The sequence below is a fragment of the Brevundimonas sp. Bb-A genome (assembly GCF_009394735.1).
Lineage (GTDB): Bacteria > Pseudomonadota > Alphaproteobacteria > Caulobacterales > Caulobacteraceae > Brevundimonas > Brevundimonas aurantiaca.
Genome location: NZ_CP045456.1, coordinates 981,614 through 1,004,784 on the forward strand (window position 1 = coordinate 981,614; position 23,171 = coordinate 1,004,784).

Here is a 23,171-nt window from a genome sequence, read left to right on the forward strand (position 1 = left end):
CCGCGAACAGGGTGTCTGGGGCAAGCCCCCTCCACCGCTTCGCGGTCCCCCCTCCCCCAACGGGGGAGGATTGGTCGTGATCGGGCGGTTGAGAGGCGTGCTGGCCGAGGTCGGGGAGGCGGACTGCCTGATCGACTGCGGCGGGGTGGGCTATGTAGTGTGGTGCGGGGCGCGGACCCTGGGCCGGCTGCCGGCGCCGGGGGACGAGACGACCCTGCATGTCCATTCGCAGTGGAGCGAGGACGCGGGCCCGCGCCTGTACGGATTCCTGACCCGCGACGAGCGGCGGGCCTTCACGACCCTGCTGGCCATTCAGGGCGTGGGGCCCAAGGCGGCCCTGGCGGTGCTGGACGTGTTGCCGCCCGGCGAACTGGCGTCGGCTGTGGCGCGCGAAGACAAGGCGGCGGTGGCGCGGGCCAACGGCGTGGGGCCGAAACTGGCGCTGCGGATCGTCACCGAGCTGAAGGGCAAGCCCCTAAGCAGTATAGTGGGTGACGTCAGCTTTGCGCCGGCCGCACCCGGCATGCACGTCGAGATCGCACCGCCGGTTCCGTCCATCACCGGCGAGGCCGTGTCGGCCCTGCTCGGGCTGGGCGTCGCCGAGGTCAATGCGCGCCGCGCCGTGGATCAGGCGTTGATCCGTTTGGGCGAAGAGGCCGAACTGTCGGCGGTGATTCGCGCGGCCCTGCAGGAGCTGGGGCGGTGATTGGAAGGGGGTGGCGAGTGGCGAGTGGCGAGTGGCGAGCGCTGTCGTGTGGCCTCACCGGACTGTACGCCGCTTTTGCCGATGATGGGCCGAAAGCGGGGCGGCTTTCTCGCCACTCGCCACTCGCCACTCGCCACTCGGCAGCCACTCGCCACCCAGGTCGACCATGACCCGCATCATCTCCCCCGAGGCCGAAACGGGCGAAGCCTTCGACCGCGCCCTGCGGCCCCAGACCTTGGCGGAGTTCGTCGGTCAGTCTCAGGCCAAGGGCAATCTGAAGGTCTTCATCGACGCCGCGCGCGGCCGGGCCGAGGCCCTGGATCATGTGCTGCTGTTCGGCCCGCCCGGTCTGGGCAAGACGACTTTGGCGCAGATCGTGGCGCGCGAGCTGGGGGTGGGCTTTCGGGCCACGTCCGGACCGATCCTGGCCAAGGCGGGCGACCTGGCGGCGATCCTGACCAATCTGGAGCCGCGCGACGTCCTGTTCATCGACGAAATCCACCGCTTAAGCCCTCAGGTCGAGGAGATCCTGTATCCGGCCATGGAGGACCATGTGCTGGACCTGATCATCGGCGAGGGGCCGTCGGCGCGGTCGGTGCGGATCGACCTGGCGCCCTTCACCCTGGTGGGGGCCACGACCCGGGCGGGCCTCCTGGCCACGCCGCTGAGGGACCGGTTCGGCATCCCCCTGAGGCTTGAGTTCTATACCCCCGACGAACTGACGGCGGTGGTGCGCGGCACGGCGCGCAAGATGGGCGCCGGGATCGACGAGGGCGGGGCGCGCGAGATCGCCTCTCGCGCGCGGGGCACGCCCCGGATCGCCGGGCGGCTGCTGCGCCGGGTGCGCGACTTCGCCTCGGCGGAAGGGGCGGAGACGATCTCGAAACTGGTGGCGGCGCGGGCCCTGGCGCGGCTGGAGGTGGACGAGGCCGGGCTGGACAGTCTGGACCGGCGGTTCCTGAAGGCCCTGATCGAAAACTACGGCGGCGGCCCGGTGGGGATGGACACTCTGGCGGCGGCCATCGCCGAGGCGCGCGACGCGGTCGAGGACGTGATCGAACCCTATCTGCTGCAACAGGGCTTCATCATGCGCACCCCGCGCGGCCGCATGGCCTGCGCCAAGGCCTATGCGCATCTGGGGCTGACCCCGCCGGCGCAACCCGCCGTCGGACCCGTGCCGGGCGACCTGTTTGAATGACGATCGCCTTCGATCCGGGCAAGGATGCGATCAATCGCGACAAGCATGGCCTGTCTTTGGCCGACGCCAGCCGAGGCGATTGGGCCGCCGCCTTCATCGCCTTGGACGACCGTCGCGACTATGGCGAGTTTCGGTGGTATGCTTATCTCCCGATCGAGGGTCGGGTTCACGTCGCCGTCTATACCGAAAGGGAAGACGTGACCTGGATGATCAGTTTAAGGCGGGCCAATCCCCGAGAGGTCAGGAAGTATGACGCGCTCCGCATCCGTTGACCCTGTCGATGAAGACAATCCTGAACTGACGGACGCCGACATCGCCCGTATGCGACCGGCGCATGAGGTTTTGTCGCCGAACGCCTATGCGCGCCTGACCGCCCTCAGCGAAGTCGGCCTGAAACTGCCTGCCGAAACCATCCGGGCCTTCGCCGAGGAGGGCGAGGACTGGAAGGAGCGGATGGTCGAGACCCTGACGGAGGCGGCGCGCAAAAAGCACGCGGCCTGACCGGCGAAGACGGTTGCCAAGCGGAGCGGTCCGGCGTTTGCTGCGGGCGAACCGGAGCCCCGCCCCATGATCCTGCGTTTCTCGGCCGTCGTCGCCGCCGTCTGCGGCCTGACGATCCTGTCGCCCGCCGCCCCGCCCGCCCAGGCGGCCGAGCCCGTCTTCACCGAAAAGGCCTGTCCGGCCGAATGGCCGACCGAGGTGCGCCAGGTGCGGTGCGGAACCCTGACTGTGGACGAGGCGCGCGACGGGACGGTCAGCGACCGGCGCATCGACCTGGCCCTGGTCATCATCAAGGCCGCCGCCCCCTATAAGGACGCCTCGGGTCAGGCCCTGCCGACGGTGGTCATGTTCCACGGCGGGCCGGGCGGGGCCATGGTCGGCGGGGCCGGGCGGATGCTGACGGCCCTGCGTCGCAATCCGGAAGCCTTTGCGGTGGATCAGGACGTGATCCTGTTCGATCAGCGCGGCGGCGGCGCCGGCGCCCCGTCGATGGACTGTCCAGGGGTGCAGCTGACCGATGCGGGGCCGCCGTCGGATGCGGATCGCGACGGGCTGATCGCCTGTCTGAAGGGCTATCAGGCCCAAGGGATCGACCTGAACCAGTACAACGCCGCCGCCACCGCCGCCGATGTGAAGGATATGGTCCAGGCCCTGGGCCTGTCGAAGATCGACCTGTGGGGCGGCTCCTACGGCCCGCGCATCGAGGCGGCGGTCATCACCCACCAGCCCCAGATCGTCCGCGCCGCCGTGATGGACAGCCCCTGGCCGCCCGAGGGCAACTGGGCGGTTGGAACCCCGGAACAGGTATCGACGGCGGTCAAGATCATCCTGGGCAAATGCCAGGCCCAGGCGGACTGCGCGGCGCGTCATCCGGGCCTGCAAACGCGGTTCGAGGCCGAGGCGCGCAAATGGCTGGCCGGCCCCGTGACGGGCAAGGACGGGCGCACGTTTACCGTCGACGACCTGTCGGCCTTTCTGATGGACACCACCTACAGCGCGCGGGGCGTGCGCAGCCTGCCGGCCGATCTGGAGAAGATCATCGCCGGAGACCTGAGCCCCGTCGCCGAGATCGCCGAGGACCGGACCTATTATTTCGAGGGCCAGCACATGGCCCATCTGTGCAAGGAAGAACTGCCGTTCGAATCCAAGGCGCGGCTGGCGGCGGGCGCGGCGGGCGATCCCGTCGCTGAGGTGCTGGTCCCCTCGCTGTCGCGGCTGTTCGACGTCTGCGCGGCGGTAAGGGAACGGCCCGCGCTGCCGATCGAGAACCTGCCGGTCCAGACCGACGTCCCGACCCTGTTCGTCGCCGCCGAGATCGATCCGGGCTGCCCGCCGCCCCTGACCGAGGCCGCCGCCAAGGGCTACTCCAACAGCCAGGTGGTGATCGTGACCAATGCGACCCACGGCGTCATCAACGCCAGCCCCTGCACCCGCAAGATGGCGCGCGACTTCCTGCGCGATCCGTCGGCGCCGGTGGATCGCAGCTGCCTGCCGCCTGCGGACACGCCGCTGAACTTCATCGAGGCCGCGACGGCGGGCTGAGGCATGAGACGGGCCTGGGTCTTTCCATCCGCTCCCCGCGCGGTCGCCGCCCTGTTCGTTGCGGCGGCGCTGGCGGCGGCCGGGGCGGGACTGTGGACGATGAGCCACCGGGCGCGGATCGCCCCGCCCGAGACGCCGTCGCATCGGGTCGTGCGCCAGATCGGCGAACAGCTGGGCCCCGGCGCCGAGCTGCGCTACGCCGAGGCGGGCGAGAAGCGGGCCGTCTGCGGCTATGTGGGCCGGTCCAGGGGCGGGGCGGCGGTGGGCTTCATCTCCGTGCCCAACCGCATCCTGTTCAGCGACGATCCCCTGCCGACCGAGTTCCGCGAGATGCGCGAACGCTATTGCCCCGGCTTCCTGACGCCGCCGCCCAGCGTTAGGCTGGGGACATGACCGATCTTCCAAGCGATCTTCCGACGGCGGGCCGTTTCGACGGGCGCGACCACCTGCTGCCGGTGCGGGTCTATTATGAGGACACCGATTTCACCGGCCTGGTCTATCACGCCAACTATGTCCGCTATTTCGAGCGGGGCCGGTCCGACTTTCTGCGGGCCATCGGGGTGGGGCACGCCGACCTGCTGGAGCAGGACCAGCCGATGGCCTTCGTCGTGGCCGAGCTGAACATCCGTTATCTGAAGCCCGCACGGATCGACGACGCCCTGGTGGTGCGGACCGTCTATGAGCAGGTGAAGGGGGTGCGGCTGATCATCCGCCAGACGGTGGAGCGCGGGGGCGAGGTGCTGTGCCGGGCTGATGTGACGGCGGTCTGCATCCATCTGGACGGCCGGCCGCGGCGGCCGTCGAAGGGGCTGATCGAGAAGGTGACGCCGTGGCTGGCGAAAGGAAGCTGACCCATCCCTCCGCTCATCCCGGCGAAAGGCGGGACCCAGGGCTTTCGCATCGACAGCGTATGGGATGACGGCCGGGCTTTGATTTCAGGCGATTTGCGCCCAAAGATCGGGGTCCCGGCTTTCCGCCGGGATGAGCGGATAGAGATCGGGTGCAGGATGGCCGGGGAAACCTACAAGATTACGACGGGGGCTACGCTCACCGTGCTGCTGCTGGCGGCGCTGCTGGTCGGCGGCGGTCTGGTCGGCTGTCCCTATTACAAGGTCTGGGAGCGCAAGATGGCGGGCCAGGCCGAGCTGCAATATCAGCAGGGGGCGCGTCAGGCCCTGATCGCCCAGGCCGCCGCAGAAGACGAGGCGGCGATCAAACGGGCCGAGGCGGCGACGCGCCGGGTCCTGGGCTGGACCGATGCGGCCAAGCGCGGCTGCGAGGCCCTGGGCCGTCCGGGCGACCGCCAGTGCGAGGAACAGCTGCTGAAGGACGCCGCCACCTATTCCATCGCCAAGGAAGGCCATGAGGGCGTCATCATCAGCGTCGGCGCCCCCGTGTCGGTCGCTGTCGATCCGAACCGGCGGCCGAGCGCCGAGTGAGGGTCTGAGGCGAGCGATCGGCCCTAGGCGAGGCCGTGATCATCGACCAGTTGGACGTCGCCGTCCGGGCCGCGGCGGCGTCGACCCTGCTTTTGCCCGCCGCCCTGCTGCTGCGGCAATGGCGGCGGATCGGGCTGCCCGCCCTGCTGTTGGCGCCCCTGGCCCTGTGTCTGACGGGCTTCGTCCTGGGCAATACGCCCCTGACGCTCAAACCCGACGGACCGGTCGGCGCCGCAGCTCGGGTGCTGAGCGGCTTTACGGTCATCTTCCTGTGGTGGTTCTGTCTGTCATGTTTCGACCGGCGGTTCCGGGTGCGGGGGCCGGTCCTTGTGGTCGGCTTGATCTGGGGGCTGATCGCCGCCCTGGATCGGGGCCTGTTCGGTGCGGCCCTGGGACAGTGGGAATGGTCGCGGCTGCTGTTGCCGCTGGGGTTCGCCATCGTCGGCCATCTGGTCTGGCGGCTTCTGGCCGAACGGGAGGACGACCTGATCCAGCAGCGGCACGACGCCCGCGTCCTGACCGCAGTCGGGCTGGGCGGGATGTTGTTCGTCGATCTGTCGGCCGACCTGCTGTTCGGCTTCGACTGGCGGCCGCTGGCCTTCGCCCTGAGCCAAAATCTTATGATCCTGATCTTCGGCCTTTGGCTGGCCGGGCGGCTGCTGACCGTGCGGCCCGAGGCCCTGACCTTCGGCGTGACGAACGCCGAGCGGGCGCCGGCCGAAGCGCCCGACCCGGGGGTGAGGGATGCGGCCCTTCATCGCCGTCTGACCGATCTGATGGAGGGCGAACGGGTCTTTCTGGATCCCGCACTGACCTTCGCCGCCTTTGTGGCCCGCATGGGGGCGTCGGAGCGGGCCGTGCGGACCCTGATCAACCACGAACTGGGCCATGACCATTTCCGCAGCTTCCTGAACCATTATCGGGTGGCCGAGGCGCGGCGGCGGCTGAGCGCGCCGTCGCACGCCGAAGACAAGCTGATCGCCGTCGCCCTGGACAGCGGCTTCGCCTCCCTGGCCAGTTTCAACCGGGTCTTCCGCGCGGTCGAGGGCTGCGCTCCGAGCCGCTACAGGGCGACCGCCCGCGCCGCCTTCTCGACAAAGGCAGGTTCTGAGGAGCCGAAAGCCGGGTTCTGAGGAGACGGCGCCGTCCCTGGGGCCCTAGTGCGGGCGGGTCTGACACAAGGGGACTAAAGTGAACGGATTGATCGGTTTGGCGGGGGTTCTGGCGCTTCTGCTGGGGCTGGGGACCGCGATCGGCTTGATGGACCGGCGCGGCTTTTCGTTTCGGTGGCTGCTGATCGCGGCCGGGCTGGTGGCGGTGAACGACGCCCTGCTCACCAATCTCTACGGCCTCTTGCCCGATGTGATCGGCGGGTCGTGGAACTGGCAGGGCAAGATATTGGCCCTGGCCGCTACCCTGGCGATCGCGGCCTGCCCCGGCTTCGGCCGGCGCCGCAGCGGCCTGACCCTGGTCCAGGCGCCGGGCAGTCTGAAAGCGGCCGTGCCGGTCGGCCTGCTCTATTGCGCCTTCTTCCTGGTCCTGGCCCTGGCCTTTTCGGGGGAGAGGGCCACGGGCGAAGAGATCGCCTTCCAGCTGACGATGCCGGGCCTGGAGGAGGAGCCCTTCTATCGCGGCGTGCTGTTGCTGGCGCTTTGCCAGGCCTTCACCGGGACCAAGCGCGTCCTGGGCGTGGATTGGAGCTGGGGGGCGGTTCTGTCGTGCCTGTTGTTCGGCCTGGCGCACGCCTTCGGCTTTTCGAAGGGGAGCTTTTCCTTCGATCCGCTGACGATGGCGATGACCGCCCTGCCCGCCTTCATCGCCGTCTGGCTGCGTCTGCGCACCGGAAGCCTGCTGGCGCCTGTCCTGCTGCACAATTTCGGAAACGCCGTGTCCCTGTTCCTCTGACGGGGCGCGCCTTTCTGGTGACGGCGGCGCGCGGGGCGGCTAAACGGGCGAGACGCCACACAATGGTCACGCCCGCTCGGTCGAAGAGGGGACGTGACCGATCCTGATCTCGCCCGGAGCGCCTGAATGACTACGCCCGTCGACGCCTCGATGATGAACCCCGTCGAGCTGTTCATGACCGCCGACTGGGTGGTGAAGTCGGTGATGGTGGGGCTGGCGGCGGCCTCGATCTGGTCCTGGACCATCATCATCGACAAAGCCTTCCGCTTCACCGCCCTGAACCGCCAGGCCGACGACTTCGACAAGGCGGTGCAGTCGGGCCGGTCGCTGGAGGATGTGGCGGCCCAGGCGGGACCGCAGCCGGAACACGCCCTGCCGCGCATGCTGGTGATCGCCTTGTCCGACTGGCGCGAGGCGCGTCAGAAGGGGGCGTTGAACGAACACCAGGGCGACCTGCTGATGACGCGGATCGACCGGGCCATGAACAGCCTGATCCAGCGCGAGGGCCAGAGGATCGAAAACGGCCTGGGCGTGCTGTCGGTCGTGGCGACGGCCTCGCCCTTCATCGGCCTGTTCGGCACGGTCTGGGGCATTATGAACGCCTTCGGCCGCATCGCGGCGGCGGGCAACACCAATCTGACCACGGTGGTGCCGGCCATCGCCGAGGCCCTGTTCGCCACGGCCATCGGCCTGGGCGCGGCCATTCCGGCCTATATCGCCTACAACAAGTTCTCAATCGACGCGGGCAAGTTCACCGGCCGGCTGGAAGCCTTCGCCGACGATCTTCAGGCGGCGGTGGCGCGGCGTCTGGGGGCTCCGTCCGCCCCGCCGCCCCCTCCGGTCGAGCCCGCCTCGGGCCTGAACCTGAAGCGGGGCGTCTGAGCCATGGCCTTGGGAGGCGGTTCGAGCGGCGGCGGGTCGCGTCGCGGGCGGCGGGGGCGCAAAGGCCCCCTGACCGAGATCAACGTCACGCCCCTGGTGGACGTGATGCTGGTGCTGCTGATCATCTTCATGATCTCGGCGCCGCTTCTGACGGTGGGCGTGCCGGTCGAGCTGCCCAAGACCGAGGCCAGCGCGGTCGAGACCAATAACGAACCCCTGTCGGTCAGCATCGACCAGCAGGGGGCGATCTTCATCGGCGAGAACGAGACGGCGTTCGACGATCTGGCGGTGCGGCTGCTGACCGAGGCGGGCGGGTCGGACAAGGCGTCCGAGCGGCCGGTCTTCGTGCGGGCCGACGGCCGGGCGCCCTATCAGGCGGTGGCGCGGGTGATGGCGCGGCTGAGCGCCTCGGGCTTCACCAAGCTGAACCTGATCACCGACACGGCCCCGGAGGCCTGATTGCGCCGTCCGAGCCCCGCGATCCTCGGCTCCATCGCCCTGCACGCGGGGGTGGTCGCGCTCGCCTTCGTGTCGTTTTCGCAGAAGGCCGAGGAGGCGCCGCCGCTGGTGAATTCGGTGCCGGTGTCGATCGTGTCCGAGACGGTGATTGCGGCGGCCGCCGCCGACAATCCGCAGCCCGAGTCCTCGCCCGACGACGCCGCGACCGCCCCGGTCAGCGCCCCGGAAGAGCCGACGCCGCCGGTCCCTGAACCGACCCCGCCGCCGCCGACGCCTGCGCCCGCGTTGAGGCCCGCGCCCAAGCCCACGCCGACCCCGACGCCCCGGCCGACCCCGCCGCGGCCTGCGCCCCCGACGCCGGAAAAGGCCCGGCCCACGCCGCCGCGTCCGACCCCGCCGACCCCGACCCGCCCGGCGCCGAAACGCGACGAGCCGAGCCTGGACCTGGACGCCCTGGCGGGACCGACGCGCCCGACCAACAATCGCGGCCGCCCGGCGACCGGCCAGCAAGGGTCGGGAACCGCCTCCCAGGCCACGGGGCCGCAGGTCACGGCCATCTTCAACCAGGTCTATCCAAACTGGATTCTGCCCTGCGACATCCCCGGCGCGGACCAGCTGCGCATTCAGGTCGAACTGACCCTGTCGGCCGACGGGCGGATCACGCGCGGCCCGACCCTGGTCAATCCGCAGTCGTCCTCGGTCTATCGGGCGGCGGCGGACGGGGCGCTGCGGGCCCTGCGCCAGACCGCCCCCTTCGACGTGCCCCAGGGCTTTCCCGGCGGCGCCTATCGCCCGACCTTCAACACCGAACGGGCCTGCCGGAACCGGTGAGGCTCAGGTGTCCGTGATCAGGTGAAGGGCCGATCGTCCGCCTTTGACGGCGTCTGGGGACAGTCGGCGATCGAAGGTCGCAAGCCGGCCCCCGTTCGAGACCGCCAGAGCCAGGAGATAGGCGTCGGTGATCTGTTCCGGCTTGGTCAGGGCCGAGGGCTCGAACAGGCGTTCGTCGGCCAGGCTGACGGCATCCGGCCAAAAGACGTGACCAGCCATGTCTCGCAGCAGAGCGAGAATCCGAACGACATCGGAAGGCGGGCCGACCGGATTGCGATAGCGGCTGCTGCCGACGATGCGGACCAAACCGTTCTCGGTTATCGGACAGGTGGCCCAGGACGGAGCGGCTTCGCGTTGGAACCAGGTATTGGCAGGATGGTGAAAGACGTGGCGGGGATCGACGAGAGCGATCAGCACGTTCACGTCCAACAGATAGGTCAAGGCAGCTCGTCACGCAGGGCGTTGACGTCTTCCAGCGTGACCATGGGCCCAGGCCGATCTGGCAGAAGAGGAACCCCGTTGCGGAAGCGCACTGTGCTCTCACGCTTTTGCAGCGCCTGACGAGCGAGTTCAGACATCACCTCACCCACCGTGCGGTCCTGGTGGGCGGCAAGGGCGCGAGCCGCATTCAGCACGTCGTCGTCTATGGCGAGGGTGGTGCGCATGCCGCCGAAGATAATGCATCACGCATCACGCATCAATGTGAGGCGCGCCTCCTCAAAGTCGCCCCATTCGCCGTGAGAAGCTGGCGATTGTCATACGAACCGGCGATAAGGTCGGCGATCTTTCGAGATTTACGGGAGCATTTGATGCGTCTGAACCTCCTTCTGGCCTCGGTCGCCGCCGTGGCGACGACCGTCTCTTCCGCCCAGGCCCAGAACGTCGCAGCCGCGCCCCAGCAGAGCCAGCCGGTCGAGGTCGAGATCGACCAGGGGGTGCTGCGCCCGCTCCAGATCGCCATAGTGCCCTTCAGCGGCGATCATGGGGCCGACATCTCCAGCGTGATCAGCGGCAATCTGAAACGGTCGGGCTTCTTCGAACCGCTGAACCCGGCCGGCTTCATCGAGACCGGCCTGACCCTGGCCAATGCGCCCAACTTCCCCCAGTGGACCCAGATCGGCGCCCAGGCGGTGCTGTACGGGGCGGTGACGCCGCGGGCCGACAATCGGGTGGACGTGGGCTTCCGCCTCTATGATCCGTACCGTCAGTGCCAGCTGGTCAGCTATCAGTTCACCGCCACGGCCGAGCAGTGGCGCCGGATCGCGCACAAGATTTCCGACGTCATCTATCAGCGGATGACCGGCGAGGCCGGCTTCTTCGATTCCCGCGTCATCTTCGTCTCCGAAGAGGGGACGCAGCTGAACCGGATCAACCGCCTGACCATCGCCGACCAGGACGGGTTCAACCCCGTCTATCTGACCCAGGGCGACGAGGTGATCATGTCGCCGCGCTTTTCGGCCTCCCAGCCGGACGAGATCACCTATGTGGCGCTGGGCAAGGATTACAGCCGGATCTATCTGTACAATCTGACCACGGGCCGGCGCGAAAGCCTGGGTCAGTTCGACGGCCAGGTGCTGGCGCCGCGCTTCTCCAACGACGGCAACAAGATCGCCTTTTCGATCATCCGGGGCGGCAATACCGACATCTATGTGATGGACCTGCGCAGCCGCCAGCTGTCGCGGCTGACGTCGGACCCCGGCATCGACACCTCGCCCTCCTTCAGCCCGGACGGCAGCCAGATCGTGTTCAACTCGGACCGGTCGGGGACGGCGCGCCTCTATGTCATGCGGGCCGACGGCTCGGGCCAGCGGCCGATCTCGCGCGGCGGCGGCGTCTATACGGCGCCGTCCTGGAGCCCCACCGGCGACCTGATCGCCTTCACCAAACAGTCGGGCGGCCGGTTCTCCACCGGGGTGATGAATTCTGACGGCTCGGGCGAGCGCATCCTGTCGTCCAGCTATTTCGAAGAAGGCCCCAACTGGGCGCCCAACGGCCGCTATGTGATGTTCGCCCGCCAGACGCGGGGCGGGGACACCCGGTTGTGGACGGTGGACCTGTCGGGCCGGGTGGTGGCCCAGGCGGGCTACAACGGCCGCGGCACCGACCCGGCCTGGTCGCCGCTGCTGGACGCGCCGCCGTCGAACCTGGGCTTCGGCCAGGGCCCCGACAGCTGCCCAGCCTGAGGTCGGGCGCCGTCGCGTGACGCTGTTCGCCGTCAGACGGAGCCATTCGGCTCAACACTGCGTTATCGCCCCTGGCGCCCAAAATCCGCCAAGGGCAGAACTTAAGGCCAAGCTTGAGGCCGCCGTCCTCATAATCCTTCAGGAGACGACCCGATGAAAAAATCCCGCATCATGACCGTGGCCATGGTCGGCTGCGCCGTCGCCGCCATGGCCGCCTGCGCCCGCAAGCCGGTCGAGGGCGTCGTGCCGACCGAACCCGCGACCACCGCCCCGACCGGCCCGGCCTATCCGACCGCCCCGACCGGCCCGGTGTCCGGCGGCAATATGGGCGCCGCCGCCCCCGGCACGGAACAGGACTTCGTCGTCAATGTCGGCGACCGGATCTATTTCGACCTGGATTCCTATGAGGTCCGGCCCGAGGCCATGCCGCGCCTGGACGCCCAGGCCCAGTGGCTGCAACGCTATCCGTCGGTCACGGTGCGGATCGAGGGCAACGCCGACGAACGCGGCACCCGCGAATACAACCTGGCCCTGGGCGCCCGCCGCGCCGAGGCCGTCCGCACCTATCTGATCAATCGCGGCGTGCCCGCCGGCCGGATCGACACCATCAGCTTCGGCAAGGAGCGCCCGATCGCCGAAGGCTCGAACGAAGAGGCCTGGGCCCGCAACCGCAACGCCCACACCGCCATCGTCTCGGGCGCCGCGCGCTAAGGGGCGAGAGCCGAAATCGAGACCGGAGAGGCGTCGGCGAAGGCCGGCGCCTCTTTTCTTTTCCGCCCGCCCTCCGCAAGGTGGCCTTCGCAAGACGACGGGGGATCAAGGGCGTGGATATCGAAGGAGCCGGCGGGGCCATCACCGGCGGGCTGATCGCGGGGGCGATCGAGAAACCGGCGGGCCAGGCGGGCGAGGCCGGCCACGGCGTCTGTTCGGACTGCGGGGCCGAGACCAGCGGAAACTTCTGCGCCCACTGCGGCCAGCCGACCCATGTCCACCGCACCTTGCTGCATCTGGGCGAGGAGCTGCTGCACGGAGTCATGCATTTCGACGCCCGGGTCTGGCGCACCCTGCCGCTGTTGGCCTTGAACCCCGGCCGTCTCACGCGCGAATGGGTTCAGGGCAAACGCACCCGCTATGTCTCGCCCCTGGCGATCTTTCTGTGCACCCTCTTCATCATGTTCTTCGCCCTCAGCTTCATGCCCCAGCCGGGGGCGCATGAGGGTGAGGCGGAACGCACCGCCCGTCTCCAGGCCGAGGTCGCCGAACAGCGGCTGGGTCTGGTCGAGGCGGAAAAGACCGTCGCCGAACTGCGCGCCGACCCCGAAGTGAACGACAGTCCGATCGCCGCCCAGACCCTGAAGACCGCCGAGGGGGTGGTGGAGAACCGCCGCCAGTCGCTGAACCGGCTGGAGACCGAGCTGCGCGACGGCCGGTCCGACGGCCTGGCCCCCGGCACCTGGCAGGCCCAGGTCAAGGACTTGGCCGCCGACGGCAAGGTCAAGGGCCACGGCCTGGGCGCCGTGCTGCTGAAGAAGCTCCAGAACCCGGACCTGGCCCTCTATAAGCTGCAGCAGACCCTCTATAAGTTCGCCTTCCTGCTGGTGCCCTTCTCCCTGCCGTTCGTGGCCCTGCTGTTCCTGTGGAAACGGGGCTTCACCCTGTACGACCACGGCGTCTTCATCCTGTATTCCCTGACCTTCATGGCCCTGCTGCTGATGGTCATGGTCCTGGCCGGGACGATCAACGGCGTCCTGGGCGGCTTCGTCGGCCTGATCGGGCTGGCGGTCATACCGGCGCATATGTTCGCCCAGTTGAAGGGCGCCTATGGTCTGTCGATCTTTTCGGCCCTGTGGCGGACGGCGGCCCTGCTGTTCTTCTGCAACATCGTCATCGGCCTGTTCGTCACGGCCATCGTCTATCTGGGTCTGGGTCATTAGGTCCGCCTTGCGGCGGCCCCAAATCGGTGAAAGCTAGAAGCCATGATCAAGCTGTCCTTCCCCCGTCTCCTGGCCCTGACGGCCGTCGGCCTGGTTCTGGCCGGGGGCGGCGTCGCCGTCGCCCAGCAGGCCGCGCCCAACATCATGCAGCCCATCGAATGGGACAAACGCCGGCTGGACCAGCTGGACCGCAATGTGCGTCGGCTGGAACGCGCCCTGACCCAGAGGAACGCCGCCGGTCAGCCGGTGCTGGTCGAGCCCGACCCCGAGGTGGTCACCCTCCAGGGCCAGTTCGGCCTGTTGAGCCAGAGGCTGGAGGACCTGGAGGCCACGGTGCGCCGGATCAACGGCGACAACGAACGGCTGACCTTCCAGCTGGACGAGGCCCAGCGCGACAATGCGGCGCTGAGAACCCGCATCCTGGACGCCGAGGGCCGGATCGAGAAGCTGGAGCGGGCGGCCGAGCTGAACGCCCCGATCGAGGCCAATTCCCCGACCGGCGACGCCGGGCAGGACCTGGCGGCGGCCGTGCGGCTGATGGGCGAGGACCGGGCGCGCGGCGCGCGGGCGCTGGAGACGGTGGTCGTGACCTGGCCCGACACCCCCCAGGCGCGCGAGGCCAACTCCCGCCTGGGCGACATCCGCGTCTCGGCCAATGACAAGGCGGGGGCCGTGGCCTTCTACGCGGCGGCCCTGAAGGACTGGCCGCGCATCGGCTGGGCGGCCGATACGACGCTGAAACTGGCCGACGCCCTGTTCGCCACCGACCGCAAGACGCAAGGCTGCGCGGCCCTGGCGGAGTTCACACGCCGCTACGCCCCCTCGGCCTCTGACCCGCAGAAGGCCCGCGCCGCCCAGATGAAGACCGCCGGCGGGTGCAGCTGACGGTCGCGCCGGGCGGCCGGACTGGGGGGCTCCAGTCCCGGCTGTTCGCGCGGCTGGACGATCGGCTGACGGTCGATGACGACCGACCCGTCGCCCTGGCCCTGTCCGGGGGCGGGGATTCCATCGCCCTGATGCGGATGACGGCGGCCTGGGCCCAGAAGCGGGGCCGGCCGGTTCTGGCCCTGACGGTGGATCACGGACTGAACCCCGACAGCCCCGCCTGGACCCGGTTCGCGGGCGAGGCGGCCCAGGCTGCGGGCTGCGCCTGGCGGGGTCTGGTCTGGACCGGGGACAAGCCTGTTGCGGGCCTGACGGCGGCGGCGCGGGGCGCCCGGCACCGGCTGATCGCCGAGGCCGCGCGGGCCGCCGGGGCGCGGGTCGTGCTGATGGCCCACACCGCCGACGACGCAGCCGAGGCCGATCTGATGCGGGCCGAGGGTTCGACCCTGGGGCGGGTGCGCGAATGGGCGCCCTCGCCGGCCTGGCCCGAGGGGCGGGGGCTGATGCTGCTGCGGCCCCTGCTGGGCGAACGGCGCGAGACCCTTCGGGCCTGGCTGAGAGATCAGGGCGCCGACTGGATCGAAGACCCCGCCAACGCCGACCCGCGTTTCGGCCGCAGCCGGGCGCGGCAAGCCTTGGCCGATCGGGCCGCAGCGGACCTCCCTGCCGAAGCCCCCCCGGCCACAGCTCCCAGAAAGTCCGGCGCCGTCCAGCCTGTGCGTTTTTCTTCGGAGGGCTTGATCCAGACCTCGCGCGACATCGAGCCTCGCGTCCTGGCCACGGCCCTGGTCTGTATCGGGGGCGGATCGACCCCGCCGCGGGGCGAGCGGCTGGCGCGGCTGATCAGGCGATTGCGCGCGGGCGAGGATTTCGCCGTCGTCCTGTGCGGGGCGCGGATCGAGGCCGAGGGGCAGGCGGTCCTGATGATGCGGGAAGCCGGAGAGCTGGCCCGGGCGGCGCGGCCCGATCTGGACCTGATCCCTGGGGTGGAGACGGTCTGGGACGGCCGGTTCGTGTTTGAAGCCGACGAAGCGGGCTGGCGCGTCGGCGCGGCGCGAGGCCGTCTGGCCCAGTTGGCCCCGTCGGACCGCGCGGCCCTGGGGCGGCTGCCGTCGGCGGCGCGGGGCGCCGAGCCCGTGCTGATCCGGGACGATGAAGGCGCCCCGGTTCTTGCAAGCCCGGCCGTGCGGTGGCGCGATCTGGCGCCCGAACGGCTCAGACTGGCGCTGGGCGAAACGACGCATGAGGACGATCTGATCGCGCCGCCATGGCGTAACGCGGCGGAAGCGCCTATTTTCCGAGACTGACAATCCAGCCGTCGGGCCAGAGGGCGCCGGCGGACGACCGAGGACCTCAATGAACCTGCGTAATCTGGCGATCACGGGCGTCATCATCCTGGCCCTGCTGGCGGTCTATGCGGCGGTGTCGCAGGGCGGCGCCATGACCGGCATGGCGGCCCAGGGCGGCCCCGGCGCCGGCCGGCCCGAGACCATCACCTATTCCCAGCTGGTGCAGCGGGTCGAGGCCGGCGACATCAAGGAAGCCACCGTGCGCGGCGACCAGGTGACCGGCGTCTATAAGAACGACGGCCGCTTCTCCGCCACCACCCCCTATCCGAACGAGCAGCTGGTCAACTCCATGCTGGCCAACGGCGTCAACGTCGACGCCAAGACCACGCGCCAGTCGATCTGGATGAGCCTGCTGATGGGGATTCTGCCCATCGCCCTGCTGGTCGGGGTTTGGATCTTCTTCATGCGCCAGATGCAGGGCGGGGCGCGCGGCGCCATGGGCTTCGGCAAGTCCAAGGCCAAGCTGCTGACCGAGCACAAGGGCCGCAAGACCTTCGACGACGTCGCCGGCGTGGACGAGGCCAAGGAAGAACTGACCGAGGTGGTCGAATTCCTGAAGGATCCGGGCAAGTTCCAGCGCCTGGGCGGCAAGATCCCCAAGGGCGCCCTGCTGGTCGGCCCTCCCGGCACCGGCAAGACGCTGTTGGCCCGCGCGGTCGCGGGCGAGGCGGGCGTGCCCTTCTTCTCCATCTCGGGCTCCGACTTCGTCGAGATGTTCGTCGGCGTCGGCGCGTCGCGGGTCCGCGACATGTTCGAACAGGCCAAGAAGAACGCCCCCTGCATCATCTTCATCGATGAGATCGACGCCGTCGGTCGCCATCGCGGCGCCGGCCTGGGCGGCGGCAATGACGAGCGCGAACAGACGCTGAACCAGCTGCTGGTCGAGATGGACGGCTTTGAAGCCTCCGAGAACATCATCCTGATCGCCGCCACCAACCGTCCCGACGTGTTGGACCCGGCCCTGCTGCGTCCCGGCCGTTTCGACCGCCAGGTGGTGGTCCCCAACCCTGACGTCTCGGGGCGCGAGCGTATTCTGCGCGTCCATATGAAGGACGTGCCTTTGGCCGCCGACGTCAACGTCAAGACCATCGCGCGCGGCACGCCCGGCTTCTCGGGCGCCGATCTGGCGAACCTGGTCAATGAGGCGGCCCTGATGGCGGCGCGCAAGGACCGTCGCATGGTCACGCACCGCGATTTCGAAGACGCCAAGGACAAGGTGCTGATGGGCTCGGAACGTCGCTCCATGGCGATGAACGAGGAAGAAAAGCGCCTGACCGCCTATCACGAGGCCGGTCACGCCATCGTCGCCATGAACGTCAAGATGGCCGACCCCGTGCACAAGGCCACCATCGTGCCGCGCGGCCGGGCCCTGGGCATGGTCATGCAGCTGCCGGAAGGCGACCGTTATTCGATGAAGTACCAGCAGATGATCGACCGGATCGCCATCATGGCCGGCGGTCGGGTGGCGGAAGAGCTGATCTTCGGCAAGGAGAACATCACCTCCGGCGCCTCGTCCGACATCGAACAGGCGACCAAGCTTGCAAGGGCGATGGTCACGCGCTGGGGCTTTTCCGAAAAGCTCGGCACCGTGGCCTATGGCGAGAACCAGGAGGAGGTCTTCCTGGGCCATTCGGTCGCGCGCAGCCAAAACGTGTCCGAGGAGACGGCCCGCACCATCGACGAGGAGGTCCGCCGTCTGGTCGCCTCGGGCTGGGACGAGGCGCGCAAGATACTGACCGAAAAGGCCGAGCATCACGAGAAACTGTCCCAGGCCCTGCTGGAGTACGAGACCCTGTCGGGCGAGGAGATCAAGGACCTGCTGGAGAAGGGGGTCGCGCCGAACCGCGACGAGAACAACTTCCCCAACGCCGGGCCTTCGGTCTCGGTGCCGGTGACGCCAGTGTCGGACGGGACCGAGATCGAGATCCCGGTCGAAAAGCCCGCCGTGACGAGTGTGCCGACGGTCCACTGAGGGTCAGGCGCAGACAAAAGAAGAAGGGGCGGCCTGCGAAGGCCGCCCCTTTTTTTGACGTCGGACAGGGTTCAGAGAATCTGCGCCGCCTGGTCGAAGCTCAGGCGCGGCGAGCGGGGGAACAGGTTCTCGTCCGTGCCGTAACCCAGGTTCAGAATGTAGTTGGGTTCGACATGGCTGTCGGGGAAGAATTCGGCCTTCACCCCCGCGGCGTCGAAGCCCGACATGGGGCCGACGTCCAGACCCAGGGCGCGGGCGGCGATGGTCAGATAGCCGCCCTGGAGCGAGGCGTTGCGGAAGGCGGTCTCGCGCCGTCCGGCCTCGTCGGCGAACCAGTCGCGCGCGCCCGGCGCATGGGGGAACAGGGTCGGCAGATGGTCGTGGAAGTCGAGGTCCTGAGCCAGGATCAGATTGACCGGCGCCTGCTGGGTCTTGGCGCGATTGCCCTCGCTCATCAGCGGGATCAGCCGGGCCTTGGCCTCGGGCGAGGTGACGAAGACGAAGCGGGCCGGGCCGGCGTTGACGGCCGTAGGGCCGAACTTGGTCAGGTCGTAAAGTTTCTTCAGCAGCTCGGGCGCGACCGGCCGGTCGCTCCAGGCGTTGCGGGTGCGCGCCTCGGTGAAGAGTTGCGCCAGGGCGGCGTCCGACAGAGGGAGGTCGCGGGGGGAGAGAGCGTCATAGGCCATGGGAGTGCGTCCTGATCTGCAAAAGCAACAAATTCTGGTGCTTATTTAGACCCTTCAGCAACTGTCGCAAGTGCAAATACGGCAATCCATCGTTTCTGAATCTGGACCGGCGCGCCCGCCGCCCCCTGTCGCAAGACGCGGCTTCGTCCTATCTAGGCAGGATGAAAGACCTGACCCAACTGATGCAGCAGGCCCAGGCGATGCAGCAAAAGCTGCAGGACGCCCAGGCCAAGATGGCCGAAACCACCGCCGAGGGCTCCTCCGGCGGCGGGCTGGTGAGCGTGGCCCTGAAGGGCGCGGGCGAGATCACGGCGATCAAGATCGACGACAGCCTCTTGACCCCCGGCGAGGGCGAGATCCTGGCCGATCTGATCGTGGCCGCCCATGCCGACGCCAAGCGCAAGCTGGACGAGGTGAACGCCGCCCTGATGCGTGAGGCCGCCGGCCCCATGGCCGGGATGAATATTCCCGGAATGCCGAAACTGTTCTGATGGCCGCCTCCGCCGGGCCGGAGATCGAGCGGCTCATCTCCCTTCTCGCCAAGCTTCCGGGCCTGGGACCGCGCTCGGCCCGGCGCGCGGCCCTGGCCCTGCTGAAGCGGCGCGAGCAGCTGCTCGTGCCGCTGGCGGCGTCTCTGGCCGAGACGGCCGACAAGGTGGTCTCCTGCTCGGTCTGCGGCGCGCCCGATACGCGCGACCCCTGCGCCGTCTGTTCGGACGGGGCCCGCGACAACGGCCTGATCTGCGTGGTCGAGGAGGCCGGCGCCCTGTGGGCCATGGAGCGGTCCGGCGCCTTCCGCGGCAAATATCATGTGCTGGGGGGGCTGTTGTCCGCTCTGGACGGCGTCGGCCCCGAACATCTGCGCATCGCCGAACTGGTCGGCCGTGTGAAGGGCGGCGCCGTGCGCGAGGTCGTCCTGGCCCTGCCCGCCACGGTCGACGGCCAGACCACGGCCCACTATGTCGCCGAGCGGATCGCCGGCCCGGACGTCCAGGTCACCTCCCTGGCGCGCGGCGTGCCGGTGGGCGGCGAACTGGACTGGCTGGACGACGGCACTATCGTCCAGGCCCTGCGGGCCAGGCGGCCGGCCTAGGCTCGCGTCTTCCCCGAGCCGCCGACTCCAGCTAGGAACGGAGCATGAACATGCTCGTCCTGATCCTCGCCGTTGTCGCTCTTGCTTTCGGGGGCGGTTTTCTGTGGGCCTTTATGGGCTGGCAGAGGGCGCGGGGGGATCTGGCGGCCGCCCAGGTGCGGATCGACCTGGTCGAGGAGAGCCGGGTCACCATGGGCGAGCTGCTGAAGGCCCAGGCGGCTCAGTCGGCCCAGGCGGTCGCGGACCAGATGGTGACGCGCGCGACCGAGACCTTCCGCGCCCAGGACCAGCTGGCGCGCGAGCGGATGGCGGCCCAGCTGAAGCCGGTGGCCGAGACCCTGACGAAGTTTCAGGAACATGTGGCGGCGCTGGAAAAGGCCCGGGCCGAGGAGACCGGCGGCCTGAAGGAACAGCTGACCCAGCTGATGGCCGCCTCGTCGGCGACGCGGGACGAAGCGCGTAAACTGACCGAGGCCCTGCGCGGCAACACCGGGCGGCGCGGCCGCTGGGGCGAGCAGACCTGCCGCAATGTGCTGGAGGCCGCGGGCATGGCCGGGCGGTTCGACTTCACCGAACAAACCTCCAGCGCCGACGACGAGGGGCGCCAGAACCGGCCCGACTTCCTGGTGCGGTTGCCCGGCGGCGGCCTGTTCGTGATCGACGCCAAGGTGCCCCTGGCCTTCGACGAGGAGGAGGGGGACGAGGAGACGCGCGCCCGGTCGGTCGGCCTGCGCATCGCCGCCAGCCTGAAAACCCATGTGCGCCAGCTGTCGTCCAAGGCCTATCAGGACCAGTTCAAGCCCAGCCCCGATTTCGTCGTCCTGTTCGTGCCGGGCGACAGCTTCCTGTCCACCGCGCTCGACCATGCGCCGAACCTGCTGTCGGACGCGATGGAATCGCGGGTCGTGATCGCCACCCCCTCCACCCTGTTCGCCCTGTGCAAGGCCGTCGCCTACGGCTGGCGGGCCGAGGAACAGGCGGCCAACGCCGACAAGGTCGCGGCCCTGGGGCGTGAACTCTACAAGCGGCTGTCGGTCATGGGCGGCCACGCCTCGGCGGTCGGTCGGGCGCTGGATCAGGCGGTGGGTAAATACAACCAGTTCGTCGGTTCGCTGGAGAGCCAGGTCATGGTCTCCGCCCGCCGGTTCGAGGATCTGCAGGTCGACCACGAGGGCAAGGAAATCCCCGCCCTGGCCCAGGTCGAAACCCAGCCGCGCCTGATCACTCGGCCGGAGCTGACGGGGCCGTCAGACAACTGACCTTGTCTCTTTGACAAGGTCGCTTGACATAATCGACGCACGGTGAGACAAGCATCCTTGTCATAACGACAAGGAGCATTGTCATGGCCAAGGGCCTCTGGAAAATCATCGCCCTCTCGCTCGCCGGCGTTCTCGCCATTGTGGTGCTGGTCGTCGTCGGCGGCGTCATTGCGGTTCTGGCCTCGGACAAGGGGCTGATCGCCGAGGACGCCGCCCTCCTGATCATCTCCGCCGTCATGGCTGTGCTGATGATGGCCCTGTCCCTCTGGCTGGGCGTCGCCTGGATGACCCGCATCGACGAGGCGGCGCGCGAAGCGCACAAGGCCTCCTGGTTCTACGGCGGCTCGGGCGGTCTGGCGGTGGGCGGGGTGTTCATCATTCTGGCCTCCACACCGCCGGCGGCGCGGCTGACCGTGCCCGCCTGGTTCGACGGGCGCACCGATCCCGCCGCCTATGCGGCAAGCGGCGCCGTGGGTCTGATGGCCCTGATGCTGATCGGCTACGGCGTCGTCTGGGGCTGGTGGTGGCTGGCGCGCCGTTGAGGAGCTGAACCATGAACAACCGCCTCAAGGTGCTGCGGGCCGAGCGCGACTGGTCCCAGGCCCATCTGGCCGAACTGCTGGGCGTGTCGCGTCAGACGGTCAATGCGCTGGAGACCGGTCGCTATGACCCGTCCTTGCCGCTGGCCTTCAAGATCGCCCGCATCTTCGAACAACCCATCGAATCCATCTTCTCGGAGGACTGACCATGTCGAGCGTTGAAGATCCGAAAATGTCCTGGCCGGTGCGTATCGGCGGCCTGTTGTTCCTCGGCCTGGCCGGGGCGGGCGTCGGCTATCTGGTCGGGGGCCGAATGGAGGTCGAAGACCTGCGCTGGGACGACGCCCTGGCCCTGGTCATCGCCGCCATGCTGCTGGCGACCGGGGCGATCATGGCCGGCATGGCCGCCGTGCGCTCGACCACAGTCCCGCCCGGCTGTGGCTGGCTTCAGGCAGTCGTCATGCTGATCGCCGGGGTTCTGATGATCGCGCCGATCTGGGGCGTCCATCTGGCTTCGCCCGACCTTGTCTTCGTCGGCCTGGTGGTTCTCTCTGTCGTCCAGTCCGTCGCCAATCTGATGCTGTGGCGCCGGGCCGACGAGATGCTGCGGCGGGTGATGGTGGAGACCAGCGCCCTGGCCTTCTGGGCCTCGCAGATGGCCTTGTTCCTCTATGCGGCGGCCGAGCGCCTGGGCCTGACCGGAGGGGTCTCCGCCTGGGGCATGATGGGCGTGCTGATGACGATCTACCTCCTGGCCTCCACCGTCGCCTCGATGCGGCGCGGCCTCCACTGAAAACTCTCAACCGAAGGAAACACCCATGACCCTCGCCAAACGTCTCAAATCCTCCGTCTCCAACCTGGCCCAGGGCGCCGTCGGCGTCGCCGCCGGACTGGCCCTGGTCTTCGCCATCGCCGGCGCCCCGACCCAGGTTCTGGCCCAGGCCGCCCCGGCGCCTGCGGCCGCTGCGGCCGCTGCGCCTATCCAGGGCGAAGGTCCGGCCCTGTGGGTGATCAAGGACGCGGACTCGACCCTGTATCTGTTCGGCTCGGTCCATGTGCTGCGCCCGACCACCGGCTGGGCCAGCCCGCGCGTCAACGCCGCCTTCGACAGCGCCTCGGACATCTGGTTCGAGATCACCAATCCGGAAGACCAGGCGGCCATGATGCCCCTGATCCAGCAGTACGGCCTGTCGCCCCAGACGCCCCTGTCCAGCCGTCTGACGCCGGAAGAAGTGGCCCAGTTGGACGTCGCCGCCAAGACCATCGGCGCTTCGGCCGCTCAGCTGGATCCGCTGAAACCCTGGCTGGCCGCCCTGTCCCTCTCGGTCGCGCCTCTGGTCAAGGCGGGCTATGATCCTCAGTCGGGCGTCGAACTGGCCCTGAAGGCCCGCGCCCAGGCCGCCGGCAAGCGCCTGCACGGCTTCGAGACCCTGGAGAAACAGGTCGGCATGCTGGCCACACTGCCGGACGACGTCCAACTGGAGTTCCTGCGCGAAACCCTGAAGGACTTCGACGAGGCGGTGGAGATGCTCGACTCCATGGTCGAGGCCTGGGCCAAGGGCGACGTCCAGGCTCTGGACCGCATCGTGGTCGAAGAAATGAAGACCGATGCGCCGGAACTGTACAAGGTGCTGCTGGTCGACCGGAACACCGACTGGGCCAATCAGATCCAGACCCTGCTGCAAGGCTCCGGCACCGCCTTCATCGCCGTGGGCGCCGCCCACCTGACCGGCGACGACAGCGTCCAGTCCATCCTGCAATCGCGCGGCGTGGCGGTCGAAACGGTCGAATAGGGCGACAGGCGGCGG

At 68.9% G+C, this 23,171-nt stretch carries 29 protein-coding genes; 26 read left to right on the forward strand and 3 right to left on the reverse strand.

Features of this window, described 5'->3' with window-relative positions; genetic code table 11:
* Positions 1-76: 76 nt before the first annotated feature.
* The 13 genes from ruvA (at position 77) to BSP_RS04905 (ending at position 9,463) form a co-directional block, all read left to right on the forward strand.
* Positions 77-706: a Holliday junction branch migration protein RuvA gene (ruvA, locus tag BSP_RS04845; protein WP_152949486.1), complete on the forward strand. Its 630-nt coding sequence runs from the start codon at positions 77-79 to the stop codon at positions 704-706.
* A 166-nt stretch (positions 707-872) separates the two neighbouring features.
* Positions 873-1,904: a Holliday junction branch migration DNA helicase RuvB gene (ruvB, locus tag BSP_RS04850; RefSeq protein WP_152949487.1), complete on the forward strand. Its 1,032-nt coding sequence runs from the start codon at positions 873-875 to the stop codon at positions 1,902-1,904.
* The gene (locus tag BSP_RS04855; protein WP_152949488.1) at positions 1,901-2,176 is read left to right on the forward strand and encodes a BrnT family toxin; all 276 of its coding nucleotides are present in this window, start codon (positions 1,901-1,903) and stop codon (positions 2,174-2,176) included. Before ruvB ends, BSP_RS04855 begins: the two co-directional genes overlap by 4 nt.
* Complete coding sequence (locus BSP_RS04860) at positions 2,154-2,405, forward strand: BrnA antitoxin family protein (protein WP_152949489.1); 252 nt, start codon at positions 2,154-2,156, stop codon at positions 2,403-2,405. The genes BSP_RS04855 and BSP_RS04860 overlap by 23 nt, the downstream gene beginning before the upstream one ends.
* A 66-nt stretch (positions 2,406-2,471) precedes the next feature.
* The gene (locus BSP_RS04865) at positions 2,472-3,947 is read left to right on the forward strand and encodes an alpha/beta hydrolase (protein WP_152949490.1); all 1,476 of its coding nucleotides are present in this window, start codon (positions 2,472-2,474) and stop codon (positions 3,945-3,947) included.
* Between the two features lie 3 nt (positions 3,948-3,950).
* Positions 3,951-4,340 carry a hypothetical protein gene (locus tag BSP_RS16305; RefSeq protein ID WP_227976043.1) on the forward strand — a complete coding sequence of 130 codons (390 nt, stop codon included), beginning with the start codon at positions 3,951-3,953 and terminating at the stop codon, positions 4,338-4,340.
* Positions 4,337-4,798, forward strand: a complete 462-nt coding sequence (gene ybgC / locus BSP_RS04875) for a tol-pal system-associated acyl-CoA thioesterase (protein WP_152949491.1) — start codon at positions 4,337-4,339, stop codon at positions 4,796-4,798. The genes BSP_RS16305 and ybgC overlap by 4 nt, the downstream gene beginning before the upstream one ends.
* Positions 4,799-4,954: 156 nt before the next feature.
* Positions 4,955-5,386 carry a hypothetical protein gene (locus BSP_RS04880; RefSeq protein ID WP_152949492.1) on the forward strand — a complete coding sequence of 144 codons (432 nt, stop codon included), beginning with the start codon at positions 4,955-4,957 and terminating at the stop codon, positions 5,384-5,386.
* Positions 5,387-5,421: 35 nt separating this feature from the next.
* Positions 5,422-6,519, forward strand: coding sequence for an AraC family transcriptional regulator (locus tag BSP_RS04885; protein WP_152949493.1), 1,098 nt, complete (start codon positions 5,422-5,424; stop codon positions 6,517-6,519).
* Positions 6,520-6,577: 58 nt separating this feature from the next.
* Positions 6,578-7,291 carry a CPBP family intramembrane glutamic endopeptidase gene (locus tag BSP_RS04890; RefSeq protein ID WP_152949494.1) on the forward strand — a complete coding sequence of 238 codons (714 nt, stop codon included), beginning with the start codon at positions 6,578-6,580 and terminating at the stop codon, positions 7,289-7,291.
* Between the two features lie 126 nt (positions 7,292-7,417).
* On the forward strand, positions 7,418-8,173 hold the full coding sequence (gene tolQ, locus BSP_RS04895) for a protein TolQ (protein WP_152949495.1): 756 nt from the start codon (positions 7,418-7,420) through the stop codon (positions 8,171-8,173).
* Positions 8,174-8,176: 3 nt separating this feature from the next.
* Entirely contained in the window at positions 8,177-8,632 is a 456-nt protein-coding gene (gene tolR, locus BSP_RS04900) for a protein TolR (protein ID WP_152949496.1), read from the forward strand.
* On the forward strand, positions 8,633-9,463 hold the full coding sequence (locus BSP_RS04905) for a hypothetical protein (RefSeq protein ID WP_152949497.1): 831 nt from the start codon (positions 8,633-8,635) through the stop codon (positions 9,461-9,463).
* A gap of 3 nt (positions 9,464-9,466) precedes the next feature.
* On the opposite strand, the gene BSP_RS04910 is transcribed toward BSP_RS04905, so the two are convergent.
* Together BSP_RS04910 and BSP_RS16175 are read right to left on the reverse strand one after the other, a co-directional pair.
* Entirely contained in the window at positions 9,467-9,904 is a 438-nt protein-coding gene (locus BSP_RS04910) for a TA system VapC family ribonuclease toxin (RefSeq protein ID WP_054764716.1), read from the reverse strand.
* Positions 9,901-10,128 carry a hypothetical protein gene (locus BSP_RS16175; protein ID WP_054764717.1) on the reverse strand — a complete coding sequence of 76 codons (228 nt, stop codon included), beginning with the start codon at positions 10,126-10,128 and terminating at the stop codon, positions 9,901-9,903. The genes BSP_RS04910 and BSP_RS16175 overlap by 4 nt, the downstream gene beginning before the upstream one ends.
* A gap of 144 nt (positions 10,129-10,272) precedes the next feature.
* On the opposite strand from BSP_RS16175, the gene tolB reads away from it, so the two are divergent.
* The 6 genes from tolB (at position 10,273) to ftsH (ending at position 17,786) form a co-directional block, all read left to right on the forward strand.
* The gene (tolB, locus tag BSP_RS04915) at positions 10,273-11,646 is read left to right on the forward strand and encodes a Tol-Pal system beta propeller repeat protein TolB (RefSeq protein ID WP_152949498.1); all 1,374 of its coding nucleotides are present in this window, start codon (positions 10,273-10,275) and stop codon (positions 11,644-11,646) included.
* A gap of 153 nt (positions 11,647-11,799) precedes the next feature.
* Positions 11,800-12,357, forward strand: coding sequence for a peptidoglycan-associated lipoprotein Pal (gene pal, locus BSP_RS04920; protein ID WP_152949499.1), 558 nt, complete (start codon positions 11,800-11,802; stop codon positions 12,355-12,357).
* Between the two features lie 113 nt (positions 12,358-12,470).
* Positions 12,471-13,580 (forward strand): DUF3667 domain-containing protein, encoded by a 1,110-nt coding sequence (locus BSP_RS04925; protein ID WP_152949500.1) that lies wholly within the window; start codon positions 12,471-12,473, stop codon positions 13,578-13,580.
* A gap of 42 nt (positions 13,581-13,622) precedes the next feature.
* Positions 13,623-14,465, forward strand: coding sequence for a tol-pal system protein (locus BSP_RS04930; protein WP_152949501.1), 843 nt, complete (start codon positions 13,623-13,625; stop codon positions 14,463-14,465).
* Positions 14,456-15,772: a tRNA lysidine(34) synthetase TilS gene (gene tilS, locus BSP_RS04935; RefSeq protein WP_152949502.1), complete on the forward strand. Its 1,317-nt coding sequence runs from the start codon at positions 14,456-14,458 to the stop codon at positions 15,770-15,772. The genes BSP_RS04930 and tilS overlap by 10 nt, the downstream gene beginning before the upstream one ends.
* 49 nt (positions 15,773-15,821) lie before the next feature.
* A complete protein-coding gene (ftsH, locus tag BSP_RS04940) occupies positions 15,822-17,786 on the forward strand; it encodes an ATP-dependent zinc metalloprotease FtsH (RefSeq protein WP_054764722.1) in 1,965 nt (654 codons plus the stop codon).
* A 71-nt stretch (positions 17,787-17,857) separates the two neighbouring features.
* On the opposite strand, the gene BSP_RS04945 is transcribed toward ftsH, so the two are convergent.
* On the reverse strand, positions 17,858-18,472 hold the full coding sequence (locus BSP_RS04945) for a malonic semialdehyde reductase (protein WP_054764723.1): 615 nt from the start codon (positions 18,470-18,472) through the stop codon (positions 17,858-17,860).
* A gap of 161 nt (positions 18,473-18,633) precedes the next feature.
* On the opposite strand from BSP_RS04945, the gene BSP_RS04950 reads away from it, so the two are divergent.
* The 7 genes from BSP_RS04950 to BSP_RS04980 all read left to right on the forward strand — a co-directional run bounded on the left by BSP_RS04950 (position 18,634) and on the right by BSP_RS04980 (position 23,156).
* A complete protein-coding gene (locus tag BSP_RS04950) occupies positions 18,634-18,963 on the forward strand; it encodes a YbaB/EbfC family nucleoid-associated protein (RefSeq protein ID WP_054764724.1) in 330 nt (109 codons plus the stop codon).
* The gene (recR, locus tag BSP_RS04955; RefSeq protein ID WP_054764725.1) at positions 18,963-19,565 is read left to right on the forward strand and encodes a recombination mediator RecR; all 603 of its coding nucleotides are present in this window, start codon (positions 18,963-18,965) and stop codon (positions 19,563-19,565) included. Before BSP_RS04950 ends, recR begins: the two co-directional genes overlap by 1 nt.
* A 44-nt stretch (positions 19,566-19,609) precedes the next feature.
* Complete coding sequence (locus tag BSP_RS04960; protein WP_152949503.1) at positions 19,610-20,824, forward strand: DNA recombination protein RmuC; 1,215 nt, start codon at positions 19,610-19,612, stop codon at positions 20,822-20,824.
* A gap of 83 nt (positions 20,825-20,907) precedes the next feature.
* Positions 20,908-21,366 (forward strand): hypothetical protein, encoded by a 459-nt coding sequence (locus BSP_RS04965; RefSeq protein WP_152949504.1) that lies wholly within the window; start codon positions 20,908-20,910, stop codon positions 21,364-21,366.
* Positions 21,367-21,377: 11 nt separating this feature from the next.
* Positions 21,378-21,569 (forward strand): helix-turn-helix transcriptional regulator, encoded by a 192-nt coding sequence (locus BSP_RS04970; RefSeq protein WP_152949505.1) that lies wholly within the window; start codon positions 21,378-21,380, stop codon positions 21,567-21,569.
* 26 nt (positions 21,570-21,595) lie between these two features.
* Complete coding sequence (locus BSP_RS04975) at positions 21,596-22,156, forward strand: hypothetical protein (RefSeq protein ID WP_227976044.1); 561 nt, start codon at positions 21,596-21,598, stop codon at positions 22,154-22,156.
* A gap of 25 nt (positions 22,157-22,181) precedes the next feature.
* Positions 22,182-23,156 carry a TraB/GumN family protein gene (locus BSP_RS04980; RefSeq protein WP_152949507.1) on the forward strand — a complete coding sequence of 325 codons (975 nt, stop codon included), beginning with the start codon at positions 22,182-22,184 and terminating at the stop codon, positions 23,154-23,156.
* Positions 23,157-23,171 lie beyond the last annotated feature (15 nt).